Source organism: Microbacterium timonense (assembly GCF_900292075.1).
Taxonomy (GTDB): domain Bacteria; phylum Actinomycetota; class Actinomycetes; order Actinomycetales; family Microbacteriaceae; genus Microbacterium; species Microbacterium timonense.
In genome coordinates this window covers 713,375-734,127 of record NZ_OLMV01000001.1, presented here as the reverse complement: position 1 = coordinate 734,127, position 20,753 = coordinate 713,375, and the positions used below count along the sequence as shown (strand labels likewise).

Here is a 20,753-nt window from a genome sequence, read left to right as displayed (position 1 = left end):
TACGGCACGTTCGCCATCGAAGACATAACGGGCAGTTATGCTTCAGCCGTGACCGATCCATTCGATGACCCCGTGTTCGATGCGCGGGAGTTGCGGGTGGTGAAGGCCGTGTTCGACACGGGCTCGATCACGGCAGCCGCACGAGAACTGGGCTACAGCCAGCCCGCGATCAGCCAGCAGCTCAAACGGCTCGAACAGCGACTGGGGGTCGCCGTCGTCGAGCGTGTCGGTCGCCGCGTCCGCCTCACCGAGGCCGGTCGCATCCTTGCTCGTCACGCATCCGCGGTGACGACCGCGCTGGATGCCGCCGCCGGCGAGCTCGCCGAGCTCTGGGGTCTGCAGTCCGCCCGCGTGCGGCTGATGGCCTTCCCGTCCGCCTCTCCAACGATCGTGCCGAGGCTCCTGGCGGACCTCGGCGACCGGCATCCGGGAATCGCCTTGACGTATGTCGAGGCCGAGCCGCCCGAGGCGGTCGCGGCGGTGCGGGAGGACCGCACCGACATCGCGCTCACCTTCAGCTACCCGGGCGACCGGAATGATCCGCACGGCACGAGCGCCCGCGGCCTGTCGGTGAGGATCGTCGGGACGGACGAGATGCTGGCCGTGCTGCCCGCGGCGCACCCCGCGGCACGCGCCGCGACGCTCGAGGTGGCCGACCTCGCCGGCGAGAAGTGGATCGCGGGCTGTCCACGCTGCCGGGGGCACCTGCTCGAGCTGTGCGATCGCGCCGGCTTCGCGCCGGCGATCACCTTCGAGACCGACAACTTCGTCGCCGTCGAAGGTCTTGTGGCCCAGGGCATCGGTGTCGCCATTCTTCCTCGCATGGCGGTGGAGTCGTTCCCGCAGCTGCCGGGAGTGGCGGTGGTGCCCCTGCCGCCGGGGGAGCAGCGCACGCTCCACGCCGTCACCGCACGCGGCGCCGACCGTGTGCCCGCCGTGCGCGCCACTCTCGACGCGCTGCTGCGCGTCGTCGCGCAACGCACAGGGCGCGCGGCGTCCGCCGCCGGCGGGCCCGGGCTTGCGGCATCCCGCAACTAGACTGGCTGGCGATGTCTTCTTCGCCTGACCCCCGCACCACCACGGCGACCGGAGCGGACGTGCGCGTGCGCTTCTGCCCGTCACCCACCGGCCTTCCGCACGTCGGTCTCATCCGCACCGTGCTGTTCAACTGGGCGTACGCGCGGCACAACGGCGGCAAGCTCGTCTTCCGCATCGAGGACACCGACGCGGCGCGGGACAGCGAGGAGAGCTACCAGCAGCTGCTCGAGGCGCTGCGCTGGCTCAAGATCGACTGGGACGAGGGCGTCGAGGTGGGCGGACCGCACGCGCCGTACCGCCAGTCGCAGCGGCACCACATCTATCGCGAGATCCTCGACAAGCTCATCGCGGCGGGCGCCGTGTACGAGAGCTACTCCACGCCGGAGGAGATCGACGCCCGCAATGAGGCCAACGGCCGTGCCAAGCAGCTCGGCTACGACAACTTCGACCGGAACCTCACCGAGGAGCAGAAGGCGGCCTTCCGGGCAGAGGGACGGGAGCCGGCCTGGCGCCTGCGCGTGCCCGACGAGGACCTCACCTACGTCGACCTCATCCGCGGTGAGGTCACCTTCCCGGCAGGGTCGTTCCCCGATTTCGTGCTCGTGCGCGCGGGCGGCGTGCCGCTGTACCCATTCGTCAATCCCGTCGACGACGCTCTCATGGGCATCACGCACGTCATCCGCGGCGAGGATCTGATGCCTTCGACCGCGCGGCAGCTGGCGCTGTACAGCGCCCTCGTCGACGCGGGGATCACGACGTTCATCCCGCGCTTCGCGCACATGCCGCTGGTGCTGGGGGAGGAGGGGAACAAGAAGCTCTCCAAGCGTGATCCCAAGGCCGACCTGTTCCTTCAGCGCGAGAAGGGCTTCATCCACGAGGGCCTTCTCAACTACCTGGCGCTGCTGGGCTGGTCGATCGGGCCCGACCGCGACGTGTTCTCGCTGCAGGAGCTCGTCGCGGCGTTCGACATCGTGGATGTCAACCCCAATCCGGCGCGGTTCGACCAGAAGAAGGCGGAGTCGATCAACGGCGACCACATCCGGATGCTGCGACCCGACGACTTCGCCGCGCGGCTCGTGCCGTACCTCGCGGCGGCGGGCGTCGTCGACGAGACGCCGACGCCCGCTCAGCAGGCGATGCTGACGGCGGCCGCGCCGTTGGTGCAGGAGCGCATGCAGCTGCTCGGCGATGCGCCGGGTCTGCTCGGCTTCCTCTTCACGGGCTCCATCAGCTACCAGGAGGATGCCCTGGCATCCCTGCCGGCCAACGCCGCCGAGGTGCTGGTCGCCTCGGTGGGTGCGCTGGAGGTGGTACCCGAATCCGAGTTCACAGCCGCTGCGGTGCAGGAGGCGCTCGCGGGCGCGCTCGTCTCTCCGGTGGAAGAGGGTGGCCTGGGGCTGAAGCCCCGCATCGCCTACGGTCCGCTGCGTGTGGCTCTCAGCGGGCGCCGGGTCTCACCGCCGCTGTTCGAGTCGATGGAGCTGCTCGGCAAGACCGAGACCATCCGGCGTCTGGGTGCCCTCGTCGACGCGCGCGGGTGACCGCTCGGTTTGGACGACGTCCCGCGGTCGCGTAGACTCGTTCCTCGGCACGGCTTCGGCTGACAGCCTTGGGGTATGGTGTAATTGGCAACACGGCTGATTCTGGTTCAGTTGTTCTTGGTTCGAGTCCAGGTACCCCAGCAGTAGAAAAACCCCCGCTCAGCGGGGGTTTTTGCGTAGGTGCATCTGACGTCACGGGCCTTCATCGAGGGCGTCACGGCCCTTCATCGAGGAGGATCTCGGCTACGGACGCCTTGCCGAGCGCGAAGTAGTCCGGGTTGTCGTCACTGTGCGTGAGCAGCATGATCGCGATCGCGGCTGCCCACGCCCGGGCGCGGATCCAGATGGCGTCGTCGTAGCGCGATCCGGCGGTCGTGACGAACCGCGCGCGGCCGCCGCCGTCGAAGGCCAGCCACGCGACGGCGAGGTCGTAGGCCGGGTCGCCGGCGGTGACGTCGCCGAAGTCGATGATGCCGGCCAAGGCGTCGCCGTGTGCCACCAGATTGCCGGGATGGAGGTCGCCGTGGATCCACACCGGCGGCCGGTCCCAGGCGGCGGCGTCCACGCCGGCCCGCCATACCGTCTCCAGAGCACGCGCACTCGCGGCGTCCAGGCCGCCGGACGCCCTGGCGGCCTCCAGCCGTTCATCGATCGCTCCGGCGCGCGCGGCGAGGGGGCGCCCGCGGAACGGGTTGACGGGATGATCGGCGGGCGCTTCGACGTGCAGCGCATCCAGGGCGCGAGCAAGCGTCGCGGCCCATGGCGCACGTTGGATCCGCGGAACGTCCAGAGCGCGCACGCCGTCGATCCACGGCACGACCGACCATGACCACGGATAGCCCAGCGCCGGCCTCCCGGCCACGAGCGGCTCGGGCACCTGCACCCCTGTCGGACTGAGGCGGGCGGCGATGCTCGGCAGAGCGAGCTGCTCGTGAAGGACCAGCGGCGCCGCGAGCTCCCGCCGAGGAAGCCGGACGGCATGAGCCGAGCCCAGTCGCCACACCTCGCTGTCCCACCCCTCGGCGATCTTGCGGAGGCTGCGCGTCGACGCGCCAGGCAAGGCGTCGTCGGCTTGCGAGGCGAGCAGGGCGCGGATGAGATGCGCATCGATGTCGACCTCGGCGGCAGGCTTGTCGGGCACATTCCGACGATATCGGGTTGTGTTTATGTTGGAGTGTGTTGTACTGTGTGGGAATCCAACGAGGGGTTGTCACATGTACGCGACGGAGCGCCAGGAGCAGATCGAGCGCCGGCTGGCGGAAGCGGGCCGGGTCAGCGTCGTGGAACTCGCGGAGCGATTCGATGTCACCACCGAGACGATCCGCCGCGACCTCGACCATCTGGAGTCCCTGGGGGCACTGCGCCGCGTGCACGGCGGTGCCGTCCCAGCGGACCGTGCGAGCACCCGTGAGCCGTCGCTGACGGAGCGGCTCCTGCGGCACGGGGAGGCCAAGACCGCCATCGCGGCGCGCGCGCTCGACGCCCTCACGGACGGGTTCAGCGGTTCTGTCTTCTTGGACGCCGGAACCACGACGGCCGCCGTGGCGACGCAGCTGGCACCTCGCCTCGCCACGGACCGCATCGAGGTCGTCACCCATTCGCTCACCCTGGGGCACGCGCTGGCCGGCGTGCGGGGCGCATCGCTCACCCTGCTCGGTGGGCGCGTTCGCGGCATCACGGCCGCCGCTGTCGGCGCCGACACCGTCCGTGCGATTGAGGGACTCCGGCCGGACGTGGCGTTCATCGGCACCAACGGCGTGTCCGCCGGATTCGGGCTCAGCACCCCGGATCCCGACGAGGCCGCCGTCAAGCGGGCCATCGTGCAGGCCGCGCGCCGTGTCGTCGTCGTCGCCGACGCCGAGAAGCACGGCGCCGAGCTGCTCGTCGGCTTCGCCGCGCTCGGCGACATCGACATCCTGGTGACCGACGCCGCTCCCGACCCGGAGTTGGCCTCCGCTCTGGCCGACGCCGAGGTGGAGGTGTGGATCGCGTGATCGTGACGCTCACGGCCAACCCGGCTCTCGACCGCACCATCGCCTTGACCGCGCCACTGCGGGTCGGCGAGGTGCAGACGGTGCTCTCCTCGCGAGAGGATGCCGGCGGCAAGGGCATCAACGTCGCCCGTGCGGTGGCGGCTGCCGGCCAGGACTGCACGGCGATCGTTCCGCTGGCCTCCCACGATCCCTTCGGCGCCCTGCTGCGCGCGTCAGGGCTGACTGTTCGGCCTGTGGCGATCGGTGGGCGCGTGCGCGTGAACCTCGCCATCACCGACCCCGACGGGGTGACCACCAAGCTCAATGTCGCCGGTGAACATCTCACGAGCGCCGAGGAGTCGCAGCTCATCGCGTCGGTGGTCGCCGCGAGTGCGCACGCCCGCTGGCTGGTCCTCGCCGGCTCACTGCCGCCAGGCGCTTCACCCGACCTCTACGCGCGGGCCATCGAGGCCGTGCGCGCCGCGCACGGTGATCTCGCCCCCCTCATCGCCGTCGACGCCTCGGGAGCGGCGCTGGCCGAAGTCGTCGAACGCGCGCGTCCCGATCTCATCAAGCCGAACGACACCGAGCTCGAGGAGCTCACCGGTGCCGCCGTCGTCGGCACCGACGTGGTCGCCGCCGCTCTGGCGGCCGTGCGCACGCTCGTGCCCGCGCGTGTGGGTGCGGCGCTCGTGACCCTCGGTGGTCACGGCGCGGTCCTCGTCGCCGACGGGGGAGCGTGGTGCGCCACGCCGCCGCCCATCGACGTCGTGAGCACCGTCGGCGCCGGCGACAGCTCGCTCGCCGGATATGTGCTCGCCCACAGCCGCGGGGCCGGCCCTGAGGACCGGCTGCGCCTCGCCATGCGCTACGGCGCGGCGGCGGCATCCCTCCCGGGCACCCAGGCGCCCGCACCCGACGACCTGCCCGATGGCGACGTGCCCATCACGCGCCTGTTCTGATCCCCGCCACCCCTTTTCCCTCACGACCGCAGGAGGACACCGTGTCCGAGACCATCACCCCCGGCCTGGTCAGCCTCGACGTCCCACTCGGGACCGACAAGTCCACCGTCATCCGCGCCCTCGCGGCCCGCGTGGTGGCGCAGGGACGCGCGAACGACGCCGACGCGCTCTACGCCGACGCCTGGGCCCGAGAAGAGAAGGATGAGACGGGTCTGCCCGGCGGGATCGCGATCCCGCATGCCAAGAGCCCGGCCGTCACCACTCCGTCGCTCGCGTTCGCGCGGCTCGCGCCCGGCGTCGACTTCGGCGCACCCGACGGGCCCGCCGACCTGGTCTTCCTCATCGCCGCCCCCGCCGATGCCGCCGAGGCGCACCTGGCCGTGCTCTCCCGGCTCGCGCGCAGCCTCATGCAGGAGGACTTCACGTCGGGCCTGCGTGCGGCGGGAACCGCCGACGACGTCGTGGCGATCGTGGAGGAGGCGATCGGAGAGCGGGATGCGGCGCCCCGAGCCGCCGCGCCCACCGCGCCGGCGACACCCGCTCCCGGCCCCGAGGCGCCGGCGGCAGGGCCGGACGTCTCCGGCGGTGCGCCCCGCCGCATCGTGGCGGTCACCGCATGCGCGACCGGTATCGCGCACACCTTCATGGCGGCCGACGCGCTCACCGCCGCGGGCAGGAACGCCGGCGTGGACCTCGTCGTCGAGCCGCAGGGCTCGAGCGGCTACCAGGCGCTGCCGCCGGAGGTCATCGCCGGCGCCGACGCCGTGATCTTCGCGACCGACGTGGATGTGCGCGAGCCCCAGCGCTTCGCCGGCAAGCCCGTCGTGCGCTCGGGTGTCAAGCGGGGCATCGAGCAGCCCGATCAGCTCATCGCCGAGGCGCTCGCCGCCGCCGCAGCCCCGAACGCCACGCGAGTCGGCGGCGACGCCGCCGCGGCGGCGCCGGCATCGGCGGACAAGCTGTCGTGGGGCGCACGGATCCAGCGGATCCTTCTCACCGGCGTCAGCTACATGATCCCGTTCGTCGCGGGCGGCGGCCTGCTCATCGCGCTCGGCTTCCTCATCGGCGGAGTGAACGTCAACGCGGACAACCACGCGTTCACCGTCATCGTCGAAAACGCGCTGTGGGACCTCCCGGCCGGCGGTCTGGCTCAGTATCTGGGGTCGGTCGCGTTCGTGATCGGAGCGACGTCGATGGGATTCCTGGTGTCGGCCCTCGCCGGCTATATCGCCTTCGCGATCGCCGACCGCCCGGGCATCGCTCCCGGCTTCGTCGCCGGGGCGGTGGCCGTGCTCATGAACGCGGGCTTCATCGGCGGCATCATCGGCGGTCTTCTCGCCGGTGTCGTGGCGTGGTGGATCGGCACGTTCCGAGCGCCGCGCTGGCTGCGGGGCCTCATGCCCGTCGCCATCATCCCGCTGCTGGCGTCGATCGTGGCCTCGGGGCTGATGATCCTGTTCCTCGGACGGCCCATCGCGACACTCATGGAGGGACTGAACGCCTGGCTCACCGACCTCGCCGCCACCGACGCGATCATCGTCGTGGGCGTCATCCTCGGACTCATGATGTGCTTCGACCTGGGCGGACCGGTCAACAAGGTCGCGTACGCCTTCGCGGTGGCGGGGCTGAGCGCGGGCTCGGCCGACAACCCGACGCCGTACCTCATCATGGCTGCGGTGATGGCAGCGGGCATGGTGCCGCCGCTGGCGATGGCGCTGGCTTCCACCGTCCTCGCGCGCGACCTGTTCCCGCCGGTGGAGCGCGAGAACGGCAAGGCGGCGTGGCTGCTGGGCGCTTCCTTCATCAGTGAGGGTGCGATCCCGTTCGCCGCAGCCGACCCGCTGCGGGTGATCCCCGCCTCGATGGTCGGCGGCGCCGTCACCGGTGCGCTGATCATGGCGTTCGGCGTGCAGTCGCTGGCCCCGCACGGCGGCATCTTCGTGCTCTTCGCGATCGACCCCATTTGGGGGTTCCTGATCGCGTTGGCGGCCGGGACGGTGGTGTCGGCGCTCGCGGTGATCGCCCTGAAGAAGTGGGTGGCGCGCAAGGAGCTCGAAGAGGCCGAGTCGGCGGTACCCGTGGCGGTGTGAGGCCGTCGTCCGACAGAATCGAGACGTCGACCGGCCGCGGTCCGACGCAGACAGGAGAGAACCATGGCAGAACGTCAGGCGACCATCGCCAGCAGCTCGGGGCTGCACGCACGCCCCGCGAAGCTCTTCGTGCAGGCCGTGCAGGAGCAGTCGGTGCCGGTGACCATCTCGGTCGAGGGCGGCGCCGACCTGAACGCCGGCAGCATCCTGTCGCTGATGGGCCTGGGCGCCTCGCAGGGGACCGTGGTCACGCTCAAGGCGGAGGGGGAGGGGGCCGAGGAGGCGCTGGACGCCCTCGTCACGCTCCTCGAGACCGACCTCGACGCTCAGTAAGCCGTTTCCCCGGTCCGGTGCACCGGACCGCGCAGATGTGACGACGGATGCCGCGGATCGAAGCCGCTGCGGCATCCGTCGTCCACGTTCCCGCGGATGCCGCGGTCAGACGTCCGTGCCGTCGCCCGGGTCGAGCACGACCAGTTCGCCCCCGTGCTGCTCTGCCGCCCACCGCAGCCGGGCTCGTCCCGAGTCGCGGCCCGCGACCGACAGCGTCATGTCGTGCGTGCCGAACACGCGGCGCGGCGCCACCGCCAGCACGAAGTCCATCGCCTCACCGATCTTGAGCCACGGCGCCCCGACCGGCGATGCCAGCAGCTTGACCTCGCGGCCCTCCGGCACGGCGTACGAGTCACCCGGGTAGTAGAACGCGTCGTTGACCATCACGCCCACGTTGTCGACCACAGGAATCGACTCGTGGATCACCGCGTGACGTCCGCCGAAGAACTCCAGGCGGAACGGGTCGACGTCTACGACGTCGCCCGGGTGCACGACCGTCACGTCGTAGTCCGCCGCCGCCGCAGCCACACCCTCCGGGCCGAAGATCGGAATGCCGGGGAACTTCGCCAGGATGCGGTCGAGATGATCCGCCGTCCAATGATCCGCGTGCTCGTGCGTGATGACGACGGCGACGACGCCCTCGAGTTCGCCCAGCGGCGCAGTGAACGACCCCGGATCGACGACGAGCGTCTTCCCCGAGTCCTGGATGGTCAGCGTGGCGTGCTCGAACTTGGTGACTCGCATGCCACGAGTCAACCGTCCCGGCGACGGGCGGGCAAGCCGCCCGCGCGGCATCCCGCCGCCCTCCCGCCGATTTGGAGCGGGCAGACGGCGCGTGGCATAATCGAACGGTTGCCTGAACGGCCCCATCGTATAGCGGCCTAGTACGCCGCCCTCTCACGGCGGTAACGCGGGTTCGAATCCCGCTGGGGTCACCAGTCAGGCAACACCGGTCGCAGCACCCGCTGTCGACAGCTGTACGGCCCCATCGTATAGCGGCCTAGTACGCCGCCCTCTCACGGCGGTAACGCGGGTTCGAATCCCGCTGGGGTCACCCGTCAGATGAATGAGCCCCCGTGTCCACCAGGATGCGGGGGCTCATCCGTTGCCGACGAGGGCGAACAGCACGACCACACCCGACACGACGGCGCAGCCGGCGACGAACAGGGTGACCAGCAGCAGGAGCCCCGCACCCGGGAGGTCGGCGGGGCGCCCGTCGAGAAGGGCGCGGGTGATCCGCGTATGCCGGGCCTGCGAGCGCGTCCAGAGCAGCACGGCGAACGCGAGTCCCACAATCCCGGGCAGCAGCCACAGCGGCCCCCACCTGGGAGCCGGTGCGAGTGCGGGCAGGATCCGCAGCGCCAGGAGCGATCCGACGCCGATCGCGAGGGCCGTCCGACGCCAGGCGAGCACGGTGCGTTCGGGCTGAAGCCCGGGATCGAACAGCTGCCGCCCGGTCATCGCAGCACGACGCCGAGGAGCACGAGCACGCCGACCAGCACGATGGTCGCCGCCAGCGCCAGGCTCGTCGCCGAGCCCGGCAGCGGCGCGGCGACCCGCAACGCGCGCTCGGTGCGCGCCCACTCCAGCCAGGCGAGGACGGGCACCACGAGGCCGGCGGCGATGAGCACGAGCGAGGCGGCCAGTCGCAGCCCCGGCTGGAGGTCGAGCCCCAGCGCCTCCAGTGCCACGCCGCCGGCAATGAGGGCCAGGCCCGTCCGGTTCCAGGCGAGGAACGTGCGTTCATTCGCGAGGCTGAATCGAGCGTCCGGCTCTTCGCCCGTGCCGTACACCGACCGGGGGAATCTGCGCGAAGTCACCGTCCCACAGTATCGAGGGCGAAGACCCTGCTCAGTCGGTCGTGTCGCGGTCGGATGCCGCCGCCTCCGCCGGACGCGACCGCCGGCTCGTGCGCCGGCGCCGGAGCAGGCGCACGATCGCCCAGACGATCACCGCGAGCACCGCAGCGACGGCGAGCCAGGGGAGGAGGAAGCCGATCGCCACCACGATGCCGTTCAGGGTGGCGATCAGGCCGTTCCAGCCGGCCGCCAACCCGTCGCCGAACCCTGCGGGATCAGCGGTGACGGTCTCGATGCGCGGCTGGACGGTCACCGACAGTGTCGACATCGCCACCTGGTCGTCGAGGGCCTCCAGCTGCTGCTGGTACGACTCCAGCAGGGCCTGACGCTCCGACAGCGCCGACTCGGCCGCGATGAGGTCCGCGACGCTCTGCGTCTGACTCATCAGCTCGGTGAGGCGCTGCACCGACGCCTCGGCCGCGTCGATGCGTGCCTCGAGGTCCACCGTCTGCTGCGTGACGTCCTGCCGGTTGACGTTCGTCGCGGTCACCTCACCGATCGCTGACAGCCCGTCCATCACCACTGACAGCTGGTCCGCGGGCACGCGGACGGAGATCCACGCGCCGTCCGTGGGAACGGGGTAGGGCATCGTGTCGTACACGACGCCCCCCTCCGCAGGCGTCACCGGCTGCACCGCGCCGCGGGAGCCGACGTTCATCGACTCGACGTAGCCGCCGTGGGCGGTCGCGGCCTCCGCGACGGCTCCGGTGGCATCGTCGACGTCGTCCACGGCGACCGTCGCCGTCGCCGTCGTGATGATGTCGCGACCCGAGGGGAGCGACCCCGCTGCGCCGTCGGCGGCATCGGGCGCCAGAGACAGGGGAGCCGCACCGCGCGAGTCCGTGGTGGCCGATTCCGTGCCGCTCGAGCCCTGCCCGGAATCGGCCGGCGCGACGGGCGCGACCGCTGCGTCCTGGCTGGAGCCGGCGGTGCCGCCGACCAGACCCCCGACCGCCGGGGCGATCACGGCGGCGACGGCCACGACGGCGGCAGCGGCGCCACTCGCGATCCATGCGCGCCGACGCCGGCGCTGGCGGGCCGCGTCCCGGCTGCGCTCGCGGGCGATGTCTGCGAACACCGCCTCCTCGATCTCGTCGATCCGCTTCTCGCTCAGCTCGGGCAGAGCGCTCGTCGCGCCTGCGCCCGGGACATGCGTGTTCATGTGCTCTCCTTCACGACGGTCCGCAGGCGCGTGCGGATGCGGGAGAGACGATTGCGGACGACGCCGTGCGCGACGCCGAGCTCGTCGGCGGCGGCCTGGTAGCCGTACCCCTCTGTGGCGCACAGCCGGAAGATCGCCCGGTCCAGCTCACTGAGACCCGCCACCTCCGTCAGGATCAGCTCGGCCAGCGTGCCGTCGATCACCTGCTGCTCGACGTCGACGGTCGCCGGGAGGCTCTCGTCGGCCGCCGCCGCGGTGTGCTCGCGGTCACGGCGCTGACGGCGGACGCGGTTCGCCGACTGCAGACGGCAGATCGTGGCCAGCCACGGCAGCAGCGATTCACCGGCGAGCTCGAAGCCGGGGAGCTTGCGCCAGGCGACGAGGAACGTCTCCTGTGTGACCTCCTCGGCGTCGGCGGGATTGCCCACGAGGCCGTGCGCCAGCCAGTACACCGGCCGCACGTACGCGCGATACAGCGTGCGGAAGGCGCGCTCGCTCCCGCTCGCGGCCGATGCCACCAGCGCGGCGTCCCCGGAGGCACCCTCCGGCGTGTCGTCGGCTGTCATCCCCATCCTCCGAATCATCTCTCACCGTGTGAGTGTGCGCATCGCGGGAATCGTCTCACAGCGCGCGGAGGCGGCATCCCGAGCCTGTATCCTGATGCGAGCGAGAGGGAGTATCCCGGTATCGCGCATCCGTCATCACGGGTCCACGACCCCGGGTGCGCACCGCAGGCAGGACGGCCGGCGGGGGAGAGACTTTCGGATTCCACCGACCCCTCGTTCGCACCCGAAAGGCCCTGCATGGACCTCGAACTCCCCCTGCTGTTCGAAATCGGATCGCTCGTGATCCTCTCCCTCATCCTGCTGGCGGACCTGCTGCTCATCCTGAAGCGCCCGCACATCCCGTCGGCCAGGGAGTCGACCCTGTGGGTCGTGTTCTACGTCACGCTCGCGCTCATCTTCGCTGGGCTGATGTGGATCTTCGCCGGGGGTGAGTACGCCGGCCAGTTCGTCGCCGGTTGGCTGACGGAGTACAGCCTCTCCATCGACAACCTCTTCGTCTTCGTGCTGATCATGTCGCAGTTCGCGGTGCCACGTCGGTATCAGCAGGAGGTGCTGATGGTGGGCATCATCATCGCCCTCGTGCTGCGCGGCCTGTTCATCCTGCTCGGTGCGGCGATCATCGAGCAGTTCAGCTGGGTCTTCTACATCTTCGGGGCATTCCTCGTGTGGACGGCATGGCGTCAGGCCTTCCCGGGCGGCGACCACGACGAAGAGGTGAAGCAGGAGAACTTCATCGTCCGCGTGCTCCGCCGCACCATCGACATCAGCGACCACTACGACGGCGCGAAGATCCGCACGGTCGTGGACGGCAAGAAGATCTGGACGCCCATGATCATCGTGTTCGCGGCGATCGGCGTCACGGACCTGCTCTTCGCGATCGATTCGATCCCGGCCATCTTCGGCATCACCCAGAGCCCGTTCATCGTGTTCACCGCGAACATCTTCGCGCTCATGGGTCTGCGCCAGCTCTACTTCCTGCTCGGCGACCTGCTGGACCGGCTGCGATACCTGCACTACGGCATCGCCTTCATCCTCGCCTTCATCGGCCTGAAGCTCGTGTTCCACGCGATGCACGTCAACGAGCTGCCTTTCATCAACGGCGGAGAGCCGATCGAGTGGGCTCCCGAGATCTCGACCTGGATGTCGCTGGGCGTGATCGTCGTGTCGATGGCCGTCGCCACGATCGCGAGCCTCATCGCGTCGGCGCGCGACCGCCGGCAGGCCGTGACGGATGCCCCCTCCACCGGCACTCCGGACGCCCGGAGCTGATCCGGCGACAGCCCGTTGCCCGGGGCGGGGCGCGGTGCGATACTGCCGCCATGCGGAGCGGGGAACTCCCCGCGGACGGCGCTCTCGATGCGGAGCTGACCGCCCTCCGGGCTCGTGCGTACGGGGTGGACGCCGACATCGACGTCGACCCCGTCGCAGCCGCCCGGCTGGCCGAGCTCGAGGCGCTCCACCTCGCCGCCTCGGCGCACCCGGCGCCCGACGCCGGCGGGCGGGCGGGATCCGCGCCGACGCGGACGCCCGCACCGCCGGCTGCCCCTCCCGTGACCCGACCATGGTGGCGCCGCAGCAGACTCGGTGCGTTCCTCGCCGGCGTCATCGCCGCCACCATCGTCGCCCTGGGTATCGTCGGCTGGACGGCGTGGACCGCCCCGCGACCCGCTGTGACGCTGCACCAGACGGGCGCCGCGCCCAGCGAGCAGGTGCTGCGACTCACCGACTACGCGCGACGGCAGCTGGTCATGAAATCGACCCTGCGCGCGTTCGACCGCGTGCTGGGCCTCGAGGTGTTCTCTGCGGACAGCGTCCTGGGCAACTCGTGTCTGCTGGTGTTCGAGCCCTTCACCGACGACCTCATCGGGGTGGCGTGCGTCCCGCCGCCCGCGCAGCCGATGGTGGAGATCTACGACGTGCCGGTGGCCTGGAACGAGGAGTGGACCAAGCAGTTCCCCACCGGCACCGCCGTCCGGTTCGTGCTCGTCGGCGACACCGTCGACGTCTGGATCTACGAGGGCCACGCGGTGCGGCGCCCCGCCGGCGGGAGCGGCGGCATGTGACGCTCCGGAGGCAGCCTCCCCGCCGCGCGGTGGTAGCCTGGCCTCGTGCGGATCGCTCGCCTTCTCCTTAGCGGCCGCGACGAGTCCTAGTTCCCAGGCCTCACTCGTCGCGGAGTTCGTCGCGGGCCCCACCCATTGCGGGCAATGACCCACAGAGGAGAACGACAAGCAATGAGCACGACCGATGCGCCCCGTATCGCCGACATCCCCGACCGCCCCCGCACCCTGGCCGAGAAGGTCTGGGACGACCACGTCGTCGTCCGCGGCGCGGACGGTCAGCCGGACCTGATTTACATCGACCTGCACCTGGTGCACGAGGTGACCAGCCCCCAGGCTTTCGACGGCCTGCGTGCCGAGGGCCGCCCCGTCCGGCGCCTGGACCTGACGATCGCCACCGAGGACCACAACACCCCGACGCTCGACATCGACAAGCCGATCGCCGATCTCACCAGCCGGACGCAGATCGAGACCCTGCGACGCAATGCCGAGGAGTTCGGGGTGCGCCTGCACTCCCTCGGCGACAAGGAGCAGGGCATCGTCCACGTCGTCGGCCCGCAGCTGGGACTGACGATGCCGGGGATCACCGTCGTCTGCGGCGATTCGCACACCTCCACCCACGGCGCATTCGGGGCCATGGCGTTCGGGATCGGCACGAGCGAGGTCGAACACGTGCTGGCGACCCAGACGCTGCCGCTGAAGCCCTTCAAGACGATGGCCATCACCGTCGAAGGCGAGCTGAAGCCCGGTGTCACCGCGAAGGACATCATCCTCGCCGTGATCGCCAAGATCGGCACCAACGGCGGTCAGGGGTACGTGCTGGAGTACCGCGGCAGCGCGATCCGATCGCTGTCGATGGAAGGCCGCATGACGATCTGCAACATGTCGATCGAAGCCGGCGCACGGGCGGGCATGGTCGCCCCGGACGAGACGACCTTCGCCTATCTGGAGGGCCGGCCGCACGCCCCCAAGGGCAAGGACTGGGACGACGCCGTCGCATACTGGCGCACCCTTCCCAGCGACGAGGGCGCCGTCTACGACGCCGAGGTCTTCCTCGATGCGAACGAGCTGGAGCCGTTCGTCACGTGGGGCACGAACCCGGGCCAGGGCGTGTCGCTGAGCGACACCGTCCCCAGCCCGGAGGACTTCGCGGACCCGAACGAGCGCGCCGCCGCCGAGCGTGCGCTGGAGTACATGGACCTGCAGCCGGGCACCCCGTTGAAGCAGGTCGAGGTCGACGCGGTGTTCATGGGCTCGTGCACCAACAGCCGCATCGAGGATCTCCGCGCGTTCGCCTCGATCATCGCCGGGCGCAAGAAGGCCGACGGCGTGCGGGTGATGGTCGTTCCCGGGTCGGCGCGGGTCCGTCTGGAGGCCGAGGCGGAGGGTCTGGACAAGGTGTTCCAGGACTTCGGCGCCGAGTGGCGGTTCGCCGGCTGCTCGATGTGCCTCGGCATGAATCCCGACCAGTTGGCGCCGGGGGAGCGGTGCGCCTCCACGAGCAACCGCAACTTCGAGGGCCGTCAGGGCAAGGGGGGACGCACCCACCTGGTCTCGCCGGTCGTCGCCGCGGCAACCGCCGTGATGGGACGTCTCGCCAGCCCCAGTGATCTTCCCGCGCCGGTCGCGGTCGCGGCAGGCGGGGCGGAGGCCTGACATGGAGAAGTTCACCACGCACACCGGTATCGCGGCACCGCTGAAGCGGTCCGCCGTCGACACCGACCAGATCATCCCCGCCGTGTACCTCAAGCGGGTCACCAAGACCGGGTTCGAGGACGCCCTCTTCGCCAGCTGGCGTCAGGACCCCGAGTTCGTGCTCAACCAGCCCGTCTACGCCGGGGCGAGCATTCTCGTCGCCGGCCCCGACTTCGGCACCGGCTCGAGCCGCGAGCACGCGGTCTGGGCGTTGCGCGACTACGGTTTCAAGGTCGTGCTGAGCCCTCGCTTCGCAGACATCTTCCGCGGCAACGCGGGCAAGCAGGGGCTGGTGGCGGGAGTCATCTCCGAGTCCGACCTCGAGGCGATCTGGGCGGCGCTGGAGGCCGATCCCGGCACGTCGATGACCGTCGACCTCCACGAGCGGACCGCGAGGCTCGCAGACCCGTCCGGTCCGGACGGCCGCGTCATGGAATTCGCTTTCGAGATCGACGATTACACTAGGTGGCGGCTTCTCGAAGGGCTCGACGACATCGGGCTCACGCTGCGCGACGAAGACAAGATCGCGCAGTTCGAGGCTCGCCGAGAGGCGTGGCGGCCGCGGACGCTCCCCGTTCCGTAAGCCGGGCCGGGCGCCCCACGAGGGCGACCCGACCGCCGCAGAGCACCTCGTGCACACCAAGTGAGGATCACCGGATGAAGCCACTTCTGAACGTCGCCGCGGGCGAAAGCGCAACTGCAAAGGCGGGAGACCAGGAAGTGACCGGTGAAGTGCTGGCGATCCGGGGTGGGCGCCCGCTCACCGGGCGGGTCGAGGTCAAGGGCGCCAAGAACCTCGTCACCAAGGCCATGGTCGCCGCTCTCCTGGGCGAGACGACGAGCACGTTGCGCGATGTCCCCGACATCAGCGACGTCCAGGTGGTGCGCTCGCTCCTCGAGGTCCACGGCGTGCGGGTCTGGGACGGCGACGAAGAGGGGACCATCCACCTCGACCCCAGCGGCGCGGTGGCGGCGCACTTCGAGGAGATCGACGCCCACGCCGGCGCGTCGCGCATCCCGATCCTCTTCTGCGGGCCGCTGCTGCACCTGCTCGGCGAGGCGCTCATCCCCGACCTCGGCGGATGCCGGATCGGCGACCGTCCGATCAACTTCCACATGGACGCGCTGCGCGCCTTCGGCGCGGTCGTCGACAAGAGCTACGAGGGCATTCGCATCACCGCGCCCAACGGGCTGCACGGCGCGAACATCGAGCTGCCCTACCCCAGCGTGGGCGCGACCGAGCAGGTGCTGCTCACGGCTGTCCGTGCGAAGGGCGTCACCGAGCTGCGCAACGCGGCCATCGAGCCCGAGATCATGGATCTCATCGCCGTGCTGCAGAAGATGGGCGCGATCATCTCGTACGAGCCCAACCGCGTGATCTTCATCGAGGGCGTCGATTCTCTGCGCGGCTACGACCACCGGGCGATCTTCGACCGCAACGAGGCGGCGTCCTGGGCGTGCGCGGCCCTGGCCACCGACGGCGACATCTTCGTCGGCGGGGCTCGCCAGCAGGAGATGCTGACCTTCCTCAACGTGTTCCGCAAGGCCGGCGGATGGTTCGACGTCCGCGAGGACGGCATCCAGTTCCGCCGCGGCGGCCCGCTGAAGTCCGTGATGGTCGAGACCGACGTGCACCCCGGGTTCATGACGGACTGGCAGCAGCCCCTCATCGTGGCGCTCACCCAGGCGGAGGGGACCTCGATCGTGCACGAGACGGTGTACGAGAACCGGCTCGGATTCACCGCCGCGCTGAACCAGATGGGCGCCGCGATCGTCGTCCACGCTCAGGGCCTGGACACCCCGGGCCGCCGCGTCGCCCGTCGCGCGCTCGAGCAGGCCGCGGTCATCGACGGGCCCACTCCGCTGCGAGGTGCCGACGTCGTGGTGCCCGACCTTCGAGGTGGCTACAGCTACGTGATCGCCGCGCTGGCTGCCGAGGGCGAGTCGATCGTGCGCAACGTGGGGATCATCCGCAGAGGCTACGAGAAGTTCTTCGCCAAGCTCGACATGCTCGGCGCCGACTTCGACGTCATCGGATGAGCCGGTGACCTCGCCTCGCCCGCGCGCGTCCGCCGAGAAGACGCGCCCCAGCGCCTTCTGGCCGCTTGCGGCCATCGTGGTGCCCCTGATGGGTCTGATCTTCAAGGTCGAGATCGAGGGGGGCGAGAAGCTGCCGCGCACCGGCGCGTACGTGCTGGCCCCGAATCATCTCAGCGAGATCGATCCGCTGGTGGTCGCCCTCGCGGTCTGGCGGCTGGGTCGCGCACCGCGATTCATGGCGAAGGAGAGCCTGTTCCGCGTGCCGGTCCTCGGCTGGGCGCTGCGGGCCACCGGCATGGTTCCGGTGGCCCGCGCCACATCGGCGGCAGCGGCCAAGGCGACACTGCAGGCCTCCCAGACGCTCGCGCGCGACGGCCGGGGCGTGATCGTGTATCCCGAGGGATCGCTGACGCGGGAGCCGGATCTGTGGCCGATGCGGGGCAAGACCGGCGCGGTGCGGCTCGCCCTGGCCGGCGGCATCCCGATCATCCCCATGGCGCAGTGGGGCTCTCAGCAGGTGCTGCCGCGCTACGGCAAGCTCAAGCTCTGGCCGCTGCGCCGCCGCGTGCGGGTGCTCGTCGGCGACCCCGTGGACCTGTCGGCGTACGAGGGGCGGGCTTCCTCCCAGACCGCCCTGGTCCAGGCGACCGACAAGGTGATGGCGGAGATCGCGGGGCTGCTGTCGCAGCTGCGCGGCGAGCCGGCTCCGGCCGAGCGCTGGAACCCCGCCGACCACGGCCAGAAGGAGACGGGTCGCCTTGAGTCGTAGGCAGGATGCCGCATGCCCGCGCGTCGCCGTCGTCGGCGCGGGCAGCTGGGGCACCACGTTCGGCAAGATCCTCGCCGACGGGGGAGCCCACGTCACCATGTGGGCGCGTCGACCCGAGCTGGCCACCGAGATCCAGGAGGGCAAGCGCAACACCGAGTACCTGCCCGGGATCAACCTGCCGCGCGGCATGCACGCCACGCACCATCTGTCCGAAGCGCTGGAGGGCGCCGAGCAGATCTACCTCTCGATCCCCAGCCAGGCGGTGCGTCAGAACCTCAAGGCCGTCCGGCCGCTGATCGCGAACACCGATGTGCCGATCGTGTCCCTCATGAAGGGGGTCGAGCGCCGCACCGGACTGCGCATGAGCCAGGTCATCGAGCAGGAGCTGCACTGCGATCCGGCCCGCATCGCGGTCGCCTCGGGACCCAACCTCGCTCTGGAGATCGCGCGCGAGCAGCCCACCGCCGCGGTCATCTCGTCCACGAGCCAGGAGACGGCCGACGCCGTCGCCCGCCGGGCACGCAACCGCTACTTCCGCACGTTCGTGAACACCGACGTCATCGGCACGGAGTTCGGCGGCGTCCTGAAGAACCTCATCGCCGTCGCCATCGGCATCGTCGACGGCGTCGGCTACGGCGAGAACACCAAGGCCTCCATCATCACGCGCGGTCTGGTCGAGATGACCGACTTCGCGGTCGCCTTCGGCGCACAGCACGAGACCCTCCAGGGACTGGCGGGCCTCGGCGACCTCATCGCCACGTGCCAGTCGCCGCTCAGCCGCAACAACACCGCAGGACGCCTGCTCGGCCAGGGATATCGCTTCGACGACGTCGTCAAGCAGATGAACCAGACGGCGGAGGGACTGGCGTCCGTCGCGCCCATCCTGCAGCTCGCGCGCGAAGTGGGCGTGCAGATGCCCATCGTGGAGCAGGTGAAGATGGTGCTGGACGGCACGATGAACCCGCGCGACATCGCTCCCCATCTCACGACCGACGACGACACCCCCCAGGGCGAGAGGACGACGAATGGACAAGCCGGCGGTGGCGGTGCTCTTTGGCGGTCGATCCAGCGAGCACTCGATCAGTTCCGCAACGGCGGGCGGGGTGCTGCGGGCGATCGACCGTGACCGCTACCGGGTGATTCCGGTCGGCATCACCCGCGACGGCGTCTTCGTCCTGGAGGACGACGAGCCCGACAAGTTCGGGCTGGACGCACAGCACCTTCCTGAGGTGGTCGACAACGGCACCCGCGTGCTGTGGCCGGAAGGAGGCGCCGATCGCACGCTGCGGGTACGGCGCGCCGACGGGACGGTCGACGAGCTCGGGCGCCTGGACGTCGTGCTGCCCATCCTGCACGGCCTGCACGGCGAGGACGGCACGGTGCAGGGCTTCTTCGACACCCTCGGCATCCCCTACGCCGGAGGGGGCGTGCTGGACTCGGCGCTGTGCATGGACAAGCACTTCATGAAGATCGTCCTCGCCGCCGCCGGAGTGCCGGTGTCGCCGTGGGTGACGGTCACGCGCGCGCGGTGGGAGAGCGACCCCGAGGGCGTCCGGACGGATGCCGCGTCGCTGGGTGAGCCGTCGTTCGTCAAGCCCGCGCGCGCCGGCTCGAGCGTCGGCGTCTCGAAGGTGCATGACGCGTCCGAGCTCGACGCCGCACTGGCTCTCGCCTTCGCGGAGGACGACAAGGTCCTCATCGAGTCGGCGATCATCGGCCGCGAGGTGGAGGTCGCCATCCTGGAGGGCCGCGGCGGGGCGGCGCCGCGGGCGTCGCTGCCGGGCGAGATCGTGCTCACGACCCGGGAGTTCTACGACTTCGAGGGCAAGTATCTCGGCGGCGACGGCGCCGACGTGGTGTGCCCGGCGGACCTGTCGGACGCCGACATCACCGCGATCCAGCAGCTGGGCGTCCGCGCCTTCGAGGCCGTGGACGGCAAGGGGCTCGCGCGGGTGGACTTCTTCCTCACGTCCGAGGGGCTGTACGTCAACGAGCTCAACACGATGCCGGGATTCACGCCCATCTCGATGTTCCCCAAGTGCTGGCTCGCGTCGGGCATGTCGTACCCGCAGCTCATCAGCGAGCTCATCGACACGGCGCTCGAGCGCGCGGCCTGAGCGCGGCGCGATCAGCCGCCCGACGCGGTGGCGTCCGGCAGCAGCTCCTCGGTGAGCGTGCAGGTGCGTTCGACGGTCGTCCCGTTCTGCACCGCCGTCTGGCCGAGCTGGCTGAGCACTTCGTTGGGCGAGACGGTCTCGTTGTCGATGAACACCTCGACGGCCGGTGTGCGGCCGTAGGTGGTCACGAGATACCGCGGCGCCCGCGACTCGTCGACGATCCAGTCCACGCCGCCCAGGGTGATGCACTTCGCCTCGGTCGGCCCGGGCGCTGCGACGCCGCAGCGCAGGAGCACGGCCGACGGGTCGCCCCACGCTCCGGTCGCCTGCGCATCGGTCCAGCGGCGGGGCTGACCGTCGACCGTGCCGGGCAGGCGCACGCTCACCTCCGCGCACGCGGGGTCGTTTGCATCCGGTGCCGCATCCAGGTCGACGGTCGTCGCGCAGCCGCTGAGGCCTGCGGCGACCGAGACGAGACCGGCGACCAGGAGAAGCGGGAGCACACGCACCCCTCCAGGCTAACCTCCGATGATCGGCGGGCCGTCGCC

Annotated in this window: 21 protein-coding genes and 3 tRNA genes; 17 read left to right on the top strand and 7 right to left on the bottom strand. The window is 70.5% G+C overall.

From position 1 onward, the window contains the following. Window positions 1-48: 48 nt before the first annotated feature. From C9992_RS03540 to C9992_RS03530, 3 genes are all read left to right on the top strand, one after another. The gene (locus C9992_RS03540) at window positions 49-1,038 is read left to right on the top strand and encodes a LysR family transcriptional regulator (RefSeq protein WP_106814617.1); all 990 of its coding nucleotides are present in this window, start codon (window positions 49-51) and stop codon (window positions 1,036-1,038) included. Between the two features lie 11 nt (window positions 1,039-1,049). After that, complete coding sequence (gltX, locus tag C9992_RS03535) at window positions 1,050-2,579, top strand: glutamate--tRNA ligase (RefSeq protein WP_106814174.1); 1,530 nt, start codon at window positions 1,050-1,052, stop codon at window positions 2,577-2,579. 69 nt (window positions 2,580-2,648) lie between these two features. Then, window positions 2,649-2,720, top strand: a tRNA-Gln gene (locus tag C9992_RS03530). 73 nt (window positions 2,721-2,793) lie between these two features. Here the strand turns inward: C9992_RS03530 and C9992_RS03525 are convergent. Next, a complete protein-coding gene (locus C9992_RS03525) occupies window positions 2,794-3,720 on the bottom strand; it encodes an aminoglycoside phosphotransferase family protein (RefSeq protein ID WP_106814173.1) in 927 nt (308 codons plus the stop codon). A 73-nt stretch (window positions 3,721-3,793) separates the two neighbouring features. On the opposite strand from C9992_RS03525, the gene C9992_RS03520 reads away from it, so the two are divergent. The 4 genes from C9992_RS03520 (at window position 3,794) to C9992_RS03505 (ending at window position 7,937) form a co-directional block, all read left to right on the top strand. Beyond that, window positions 3,794-4,573 carry a DeoR/GlpR family DNA-binding transcription regulator gene (locus tag C9992_RS03520; protein ID WP_106814172.1) on the top strand — a complete coding sequence of 260 codons (780 nt, stop codon included), beginning with the start codon at window positions 3,794-3,796 and terminating at the stop codon, window positions 4,571-4,573. Then, window positions 4,570-5,514 carry a 1-phosphofructokinase family hexose kinase gene (locus C9992_RS03515; RefSeq protein ID WP_106814616.1) on the top strand — a complete coding sequence of 315 codons (945 nt, stop codon included), beginning with the start codon at window positions 4,570-4,572 and terminating at the stop codon, window positions 5,512-5,514. Before C9992_RS03520 ends, C9992_RS03515 begins: the two co-directional genes overlap by 4 nt. A gap of 41 nt (window positions 5,515-5,555) precedes the next feature. Next, window positions 5,556-7,604: a PTS fructose transporter subunit IIABC gene (locus tag C9992_RS03510; protein WP_106814171.1), complete on the top strand. Its 2,049-nt coding sequence runs from the start codon at window positions 5,556-5,558 to the stop codon at window positions 7,602-7,604. 63 nt (window positions 7,605-7,667) lie between these two features. After that, window positions 7,668-7,937 (top strand): HPr family phosphocarrier protein, encoded by a 270-nt coding sequence (locus tag C9992_RS03505; RefSeq protein WP_106814170.1) that lies wholly within the window; start codon window positions 7,668-7,670, stop codon window positions 7,935-7,937. Window positions 7,938-8,042: 105 nt separating this feature from the next. On the opposite strand, the gene C9992_RS03500 is transcribed toward C9992_RS03505, so the two are convergent. Then, window positions 8,043-8,681 carry an MBL fold metallo-hydrolase gene (locus C9992_RS03500; protein WP_106814169.1) on the bottom strand — a complete coding sequence of 213 codons (639 nt, stop codon included), beginning with the start codon at window positions 8,679-8,681 and terminating at the stop codon, window positions 8,043-8,045. Window positions 8,682-8,799: 118 nt separating this feature from the next. Here C9992_RS03500 and C9992_RS03495 point away from each other — a divergent pair. Then, a tRNA-Glu gene (locus C9992_RS03495) sits at window positions 8,800-8,875 on the top strand. Between the two features lie 43 nt (window positions 8,876-8,918). Next, a tRNA-Glu gene (locus C9992_RS03490) sits at window positions 8,919-8,991 on the top strand. A 44-nt stretch (window positions 8,992-9,035) separates the two neighbouring features. On the opposite strand, the gene C9992_RS03485 is transcribed toward C9992_RS03490, so the two are convergent. Genes C9992_RS03485 through C9992_RS03470 form a run of 4 tightly spaced genes read right to left on the bottom strand, consistent with a single transcriptional unit; the run spans window position 9,036 to window position 11,524 of the window. Next, window positions 9,036-9,398 carry a DUF202 domain-containing protein gene (locus tag C9992_RS03485; RefSeq protein ID WP_106814168.1) on the bottom strand — a complete coding sequence of 121 codons (363 nt, stop codon included), beginning with the start codon at window positions 9,396-9,398 and terminating at the stop codon, window positions 9,036-9,038. Beyond that, a complete protein-coding gene (locus C9992_RS03480; protein ID WP_106814167.1) occupies window positions 9,395-9,757 on the bottom strand; it encodes a YidH family protein in 363 nt (120 codons plus the stop codon). Before C9992_RS03480 ends, C9992_RS03485 begins: the two co-directional genes overlap by 4 nt. A 31-nt stretch (window positions 9,758-9,788) precedes the next feature. Then, entirely contained in the window at window positions 9,789-10,958 is a 1,170-nt protein-coding gene (locus tag C9992_RS03475; RefSeq protein ID WP_106814166.1) for a DUF4349 domain-containing protein, read from the bottom strand. After that, the gene (locus C9992_RS03470) at window positions 10,955-11,524 is read right to left on the bottom strand and encodes an RNA polymerase sigma factor (RefSeq protein ID WP_106814165.1); all 570 of its coding nucleotides are present in this window, start codon (window positions 11,522-11,524) and stop codon (window positions 10,955-10,957) included. The genes C9992_RS03475 and C9992_RS03470 overlap by 4 nt, the downstream gene beginning before the upstream one ends. A gap of 237 nt (window positions 11,525-11,761) precedes the next feature. Between C9992_RS03470 and C9992_RS03465 the strand changes: the two genes are divergently transcribed. The 8 genes from C9992_RS03465 to C9992_RS03430 all read left to right on the top strand — a co-directional run bounded on the left by C9992_RS03465 (window position 11,762) and on the right by C9992_RS03430 (window position 20,205). Continuing rightward, complete coding sequence (locus C9992_RS03465) at window positions 11,762-12,793, top strand: TerC family protein (RefSeq protein WP_106814164.1); 1,032 nt, start codon at window positions 11,762-11,764, stop codon at window positions 12,791-12,793. Window positions 12,794-12,843: 50 nt separating this feature from the next. Continuing rightward, complete coding sequence (locus C9992_RS03460) at window positions 12,844-13,587, top strand: hypothetical protein (RefSeq protein ID WP_106814163.1); 744 nt, start codon at window positions 12,844-12,846, stop codon at window positions 13,585-13,587. Window positions 13,588-13,758: 171 nt separating this feature from the next. Then, complete coding sequence (gene leuC, locus C9992_RS03455; protein WP_106814162.1) at window positions 13,759-15,240, top strand: 3-isopropylmalate dehydratase large subunit; 1,482 nt, start codon at window positions 13,759-13,761, stop codon at window positions 15,238-15,240. A gap of 1 nt (window position 15,241) precedes the next feature. After that, window positions 15,242-15,862: a 3-isopropylmalate dehydratase small subunit gene (gene leuD, locus C9992_RS03450; protein ID WP_106814161.1), complete on the top strand. Its 621-nt coding sequence runs from the start codon at window positions 15,242-15,244 to the stop codon at window positions 15,860-15,862. A 74-nt stretch (window positions 15,863-15,936) separates the two neighbouring features. Continuing rightward, the gene (gene murA, locus C9992_RS03445; protein ID WP_235007955.1) at window positions 15,937-17,319 is read left to right on the top strand and encodes a UDP-N-acetylglucosamine 1-carboxyvinyltransferase; all 1,383 of its coding nucleotides are present in this window, start codon (window positions 15,937-15,939) and stop codon (window positions 17,317-17,319) included. A 4-nt stretch (window positions 17,320-17,323) separates the two neighbouring features. Further along, window positions 17,324-18,088 (top strand): lysophospholipid acyltransferase family protein, encoded by a 765-nt coding sequence (locus tag C9992_RS03440; protein ID WP_106814160.1) that lies wholly within the window; start codon window positions 17,324-17,326, stop codon window positions 18,086-18,088. Then, window positions 18,078-19,214: an NAD(P)H-dependent glycerol-3-phosphate dehydrogenase gene (locus C9992_RS03435; RefSeq protein ID WP_106814159.1), complete on the top strand. Its 1,137-nt coding sequence runs from the start codon at window positions 18,078-18,080 to the stop codon at window positions 19,212-19,214. Before C9992_RS03440 ends, C9992_RS03435 begins: the two co-directional genes overlap by 11 nt. Further along, entirely contained in the window at window positions 19,114-20,205 is a 1,092-nt protein-coding gene (locus C9992_RS03430; protein ID WP_106814158.1) for a D-alanine--D-alanine ligase family protein, read from the top strand. Before C9992_RS03435 ends, C9992_RS03430 begins: the two co-directional genes overlap by 101 nt. A gap of 11 nt (window positions 20,206-20,216) precedes the next feature. Here the strand turns inward: C9992_RS03430 and C9992_RS03425 are convergent, their stop codons facing one another. After that, the gene (locus C9992_RS03425; protein ID WP_407662206.1) at window positions 20,217-20,714 is read right to left on the bottom strand and encodes a DUF3515 family protein; all 498 of its coding nucleotides are present in this window, start codon (window positions 20,712-20,714) and stop codon (window positions 20,217-20,219) included. Between the last annotated feature and the right edge of the window lie 39 nt (window positions 20,715-20,753).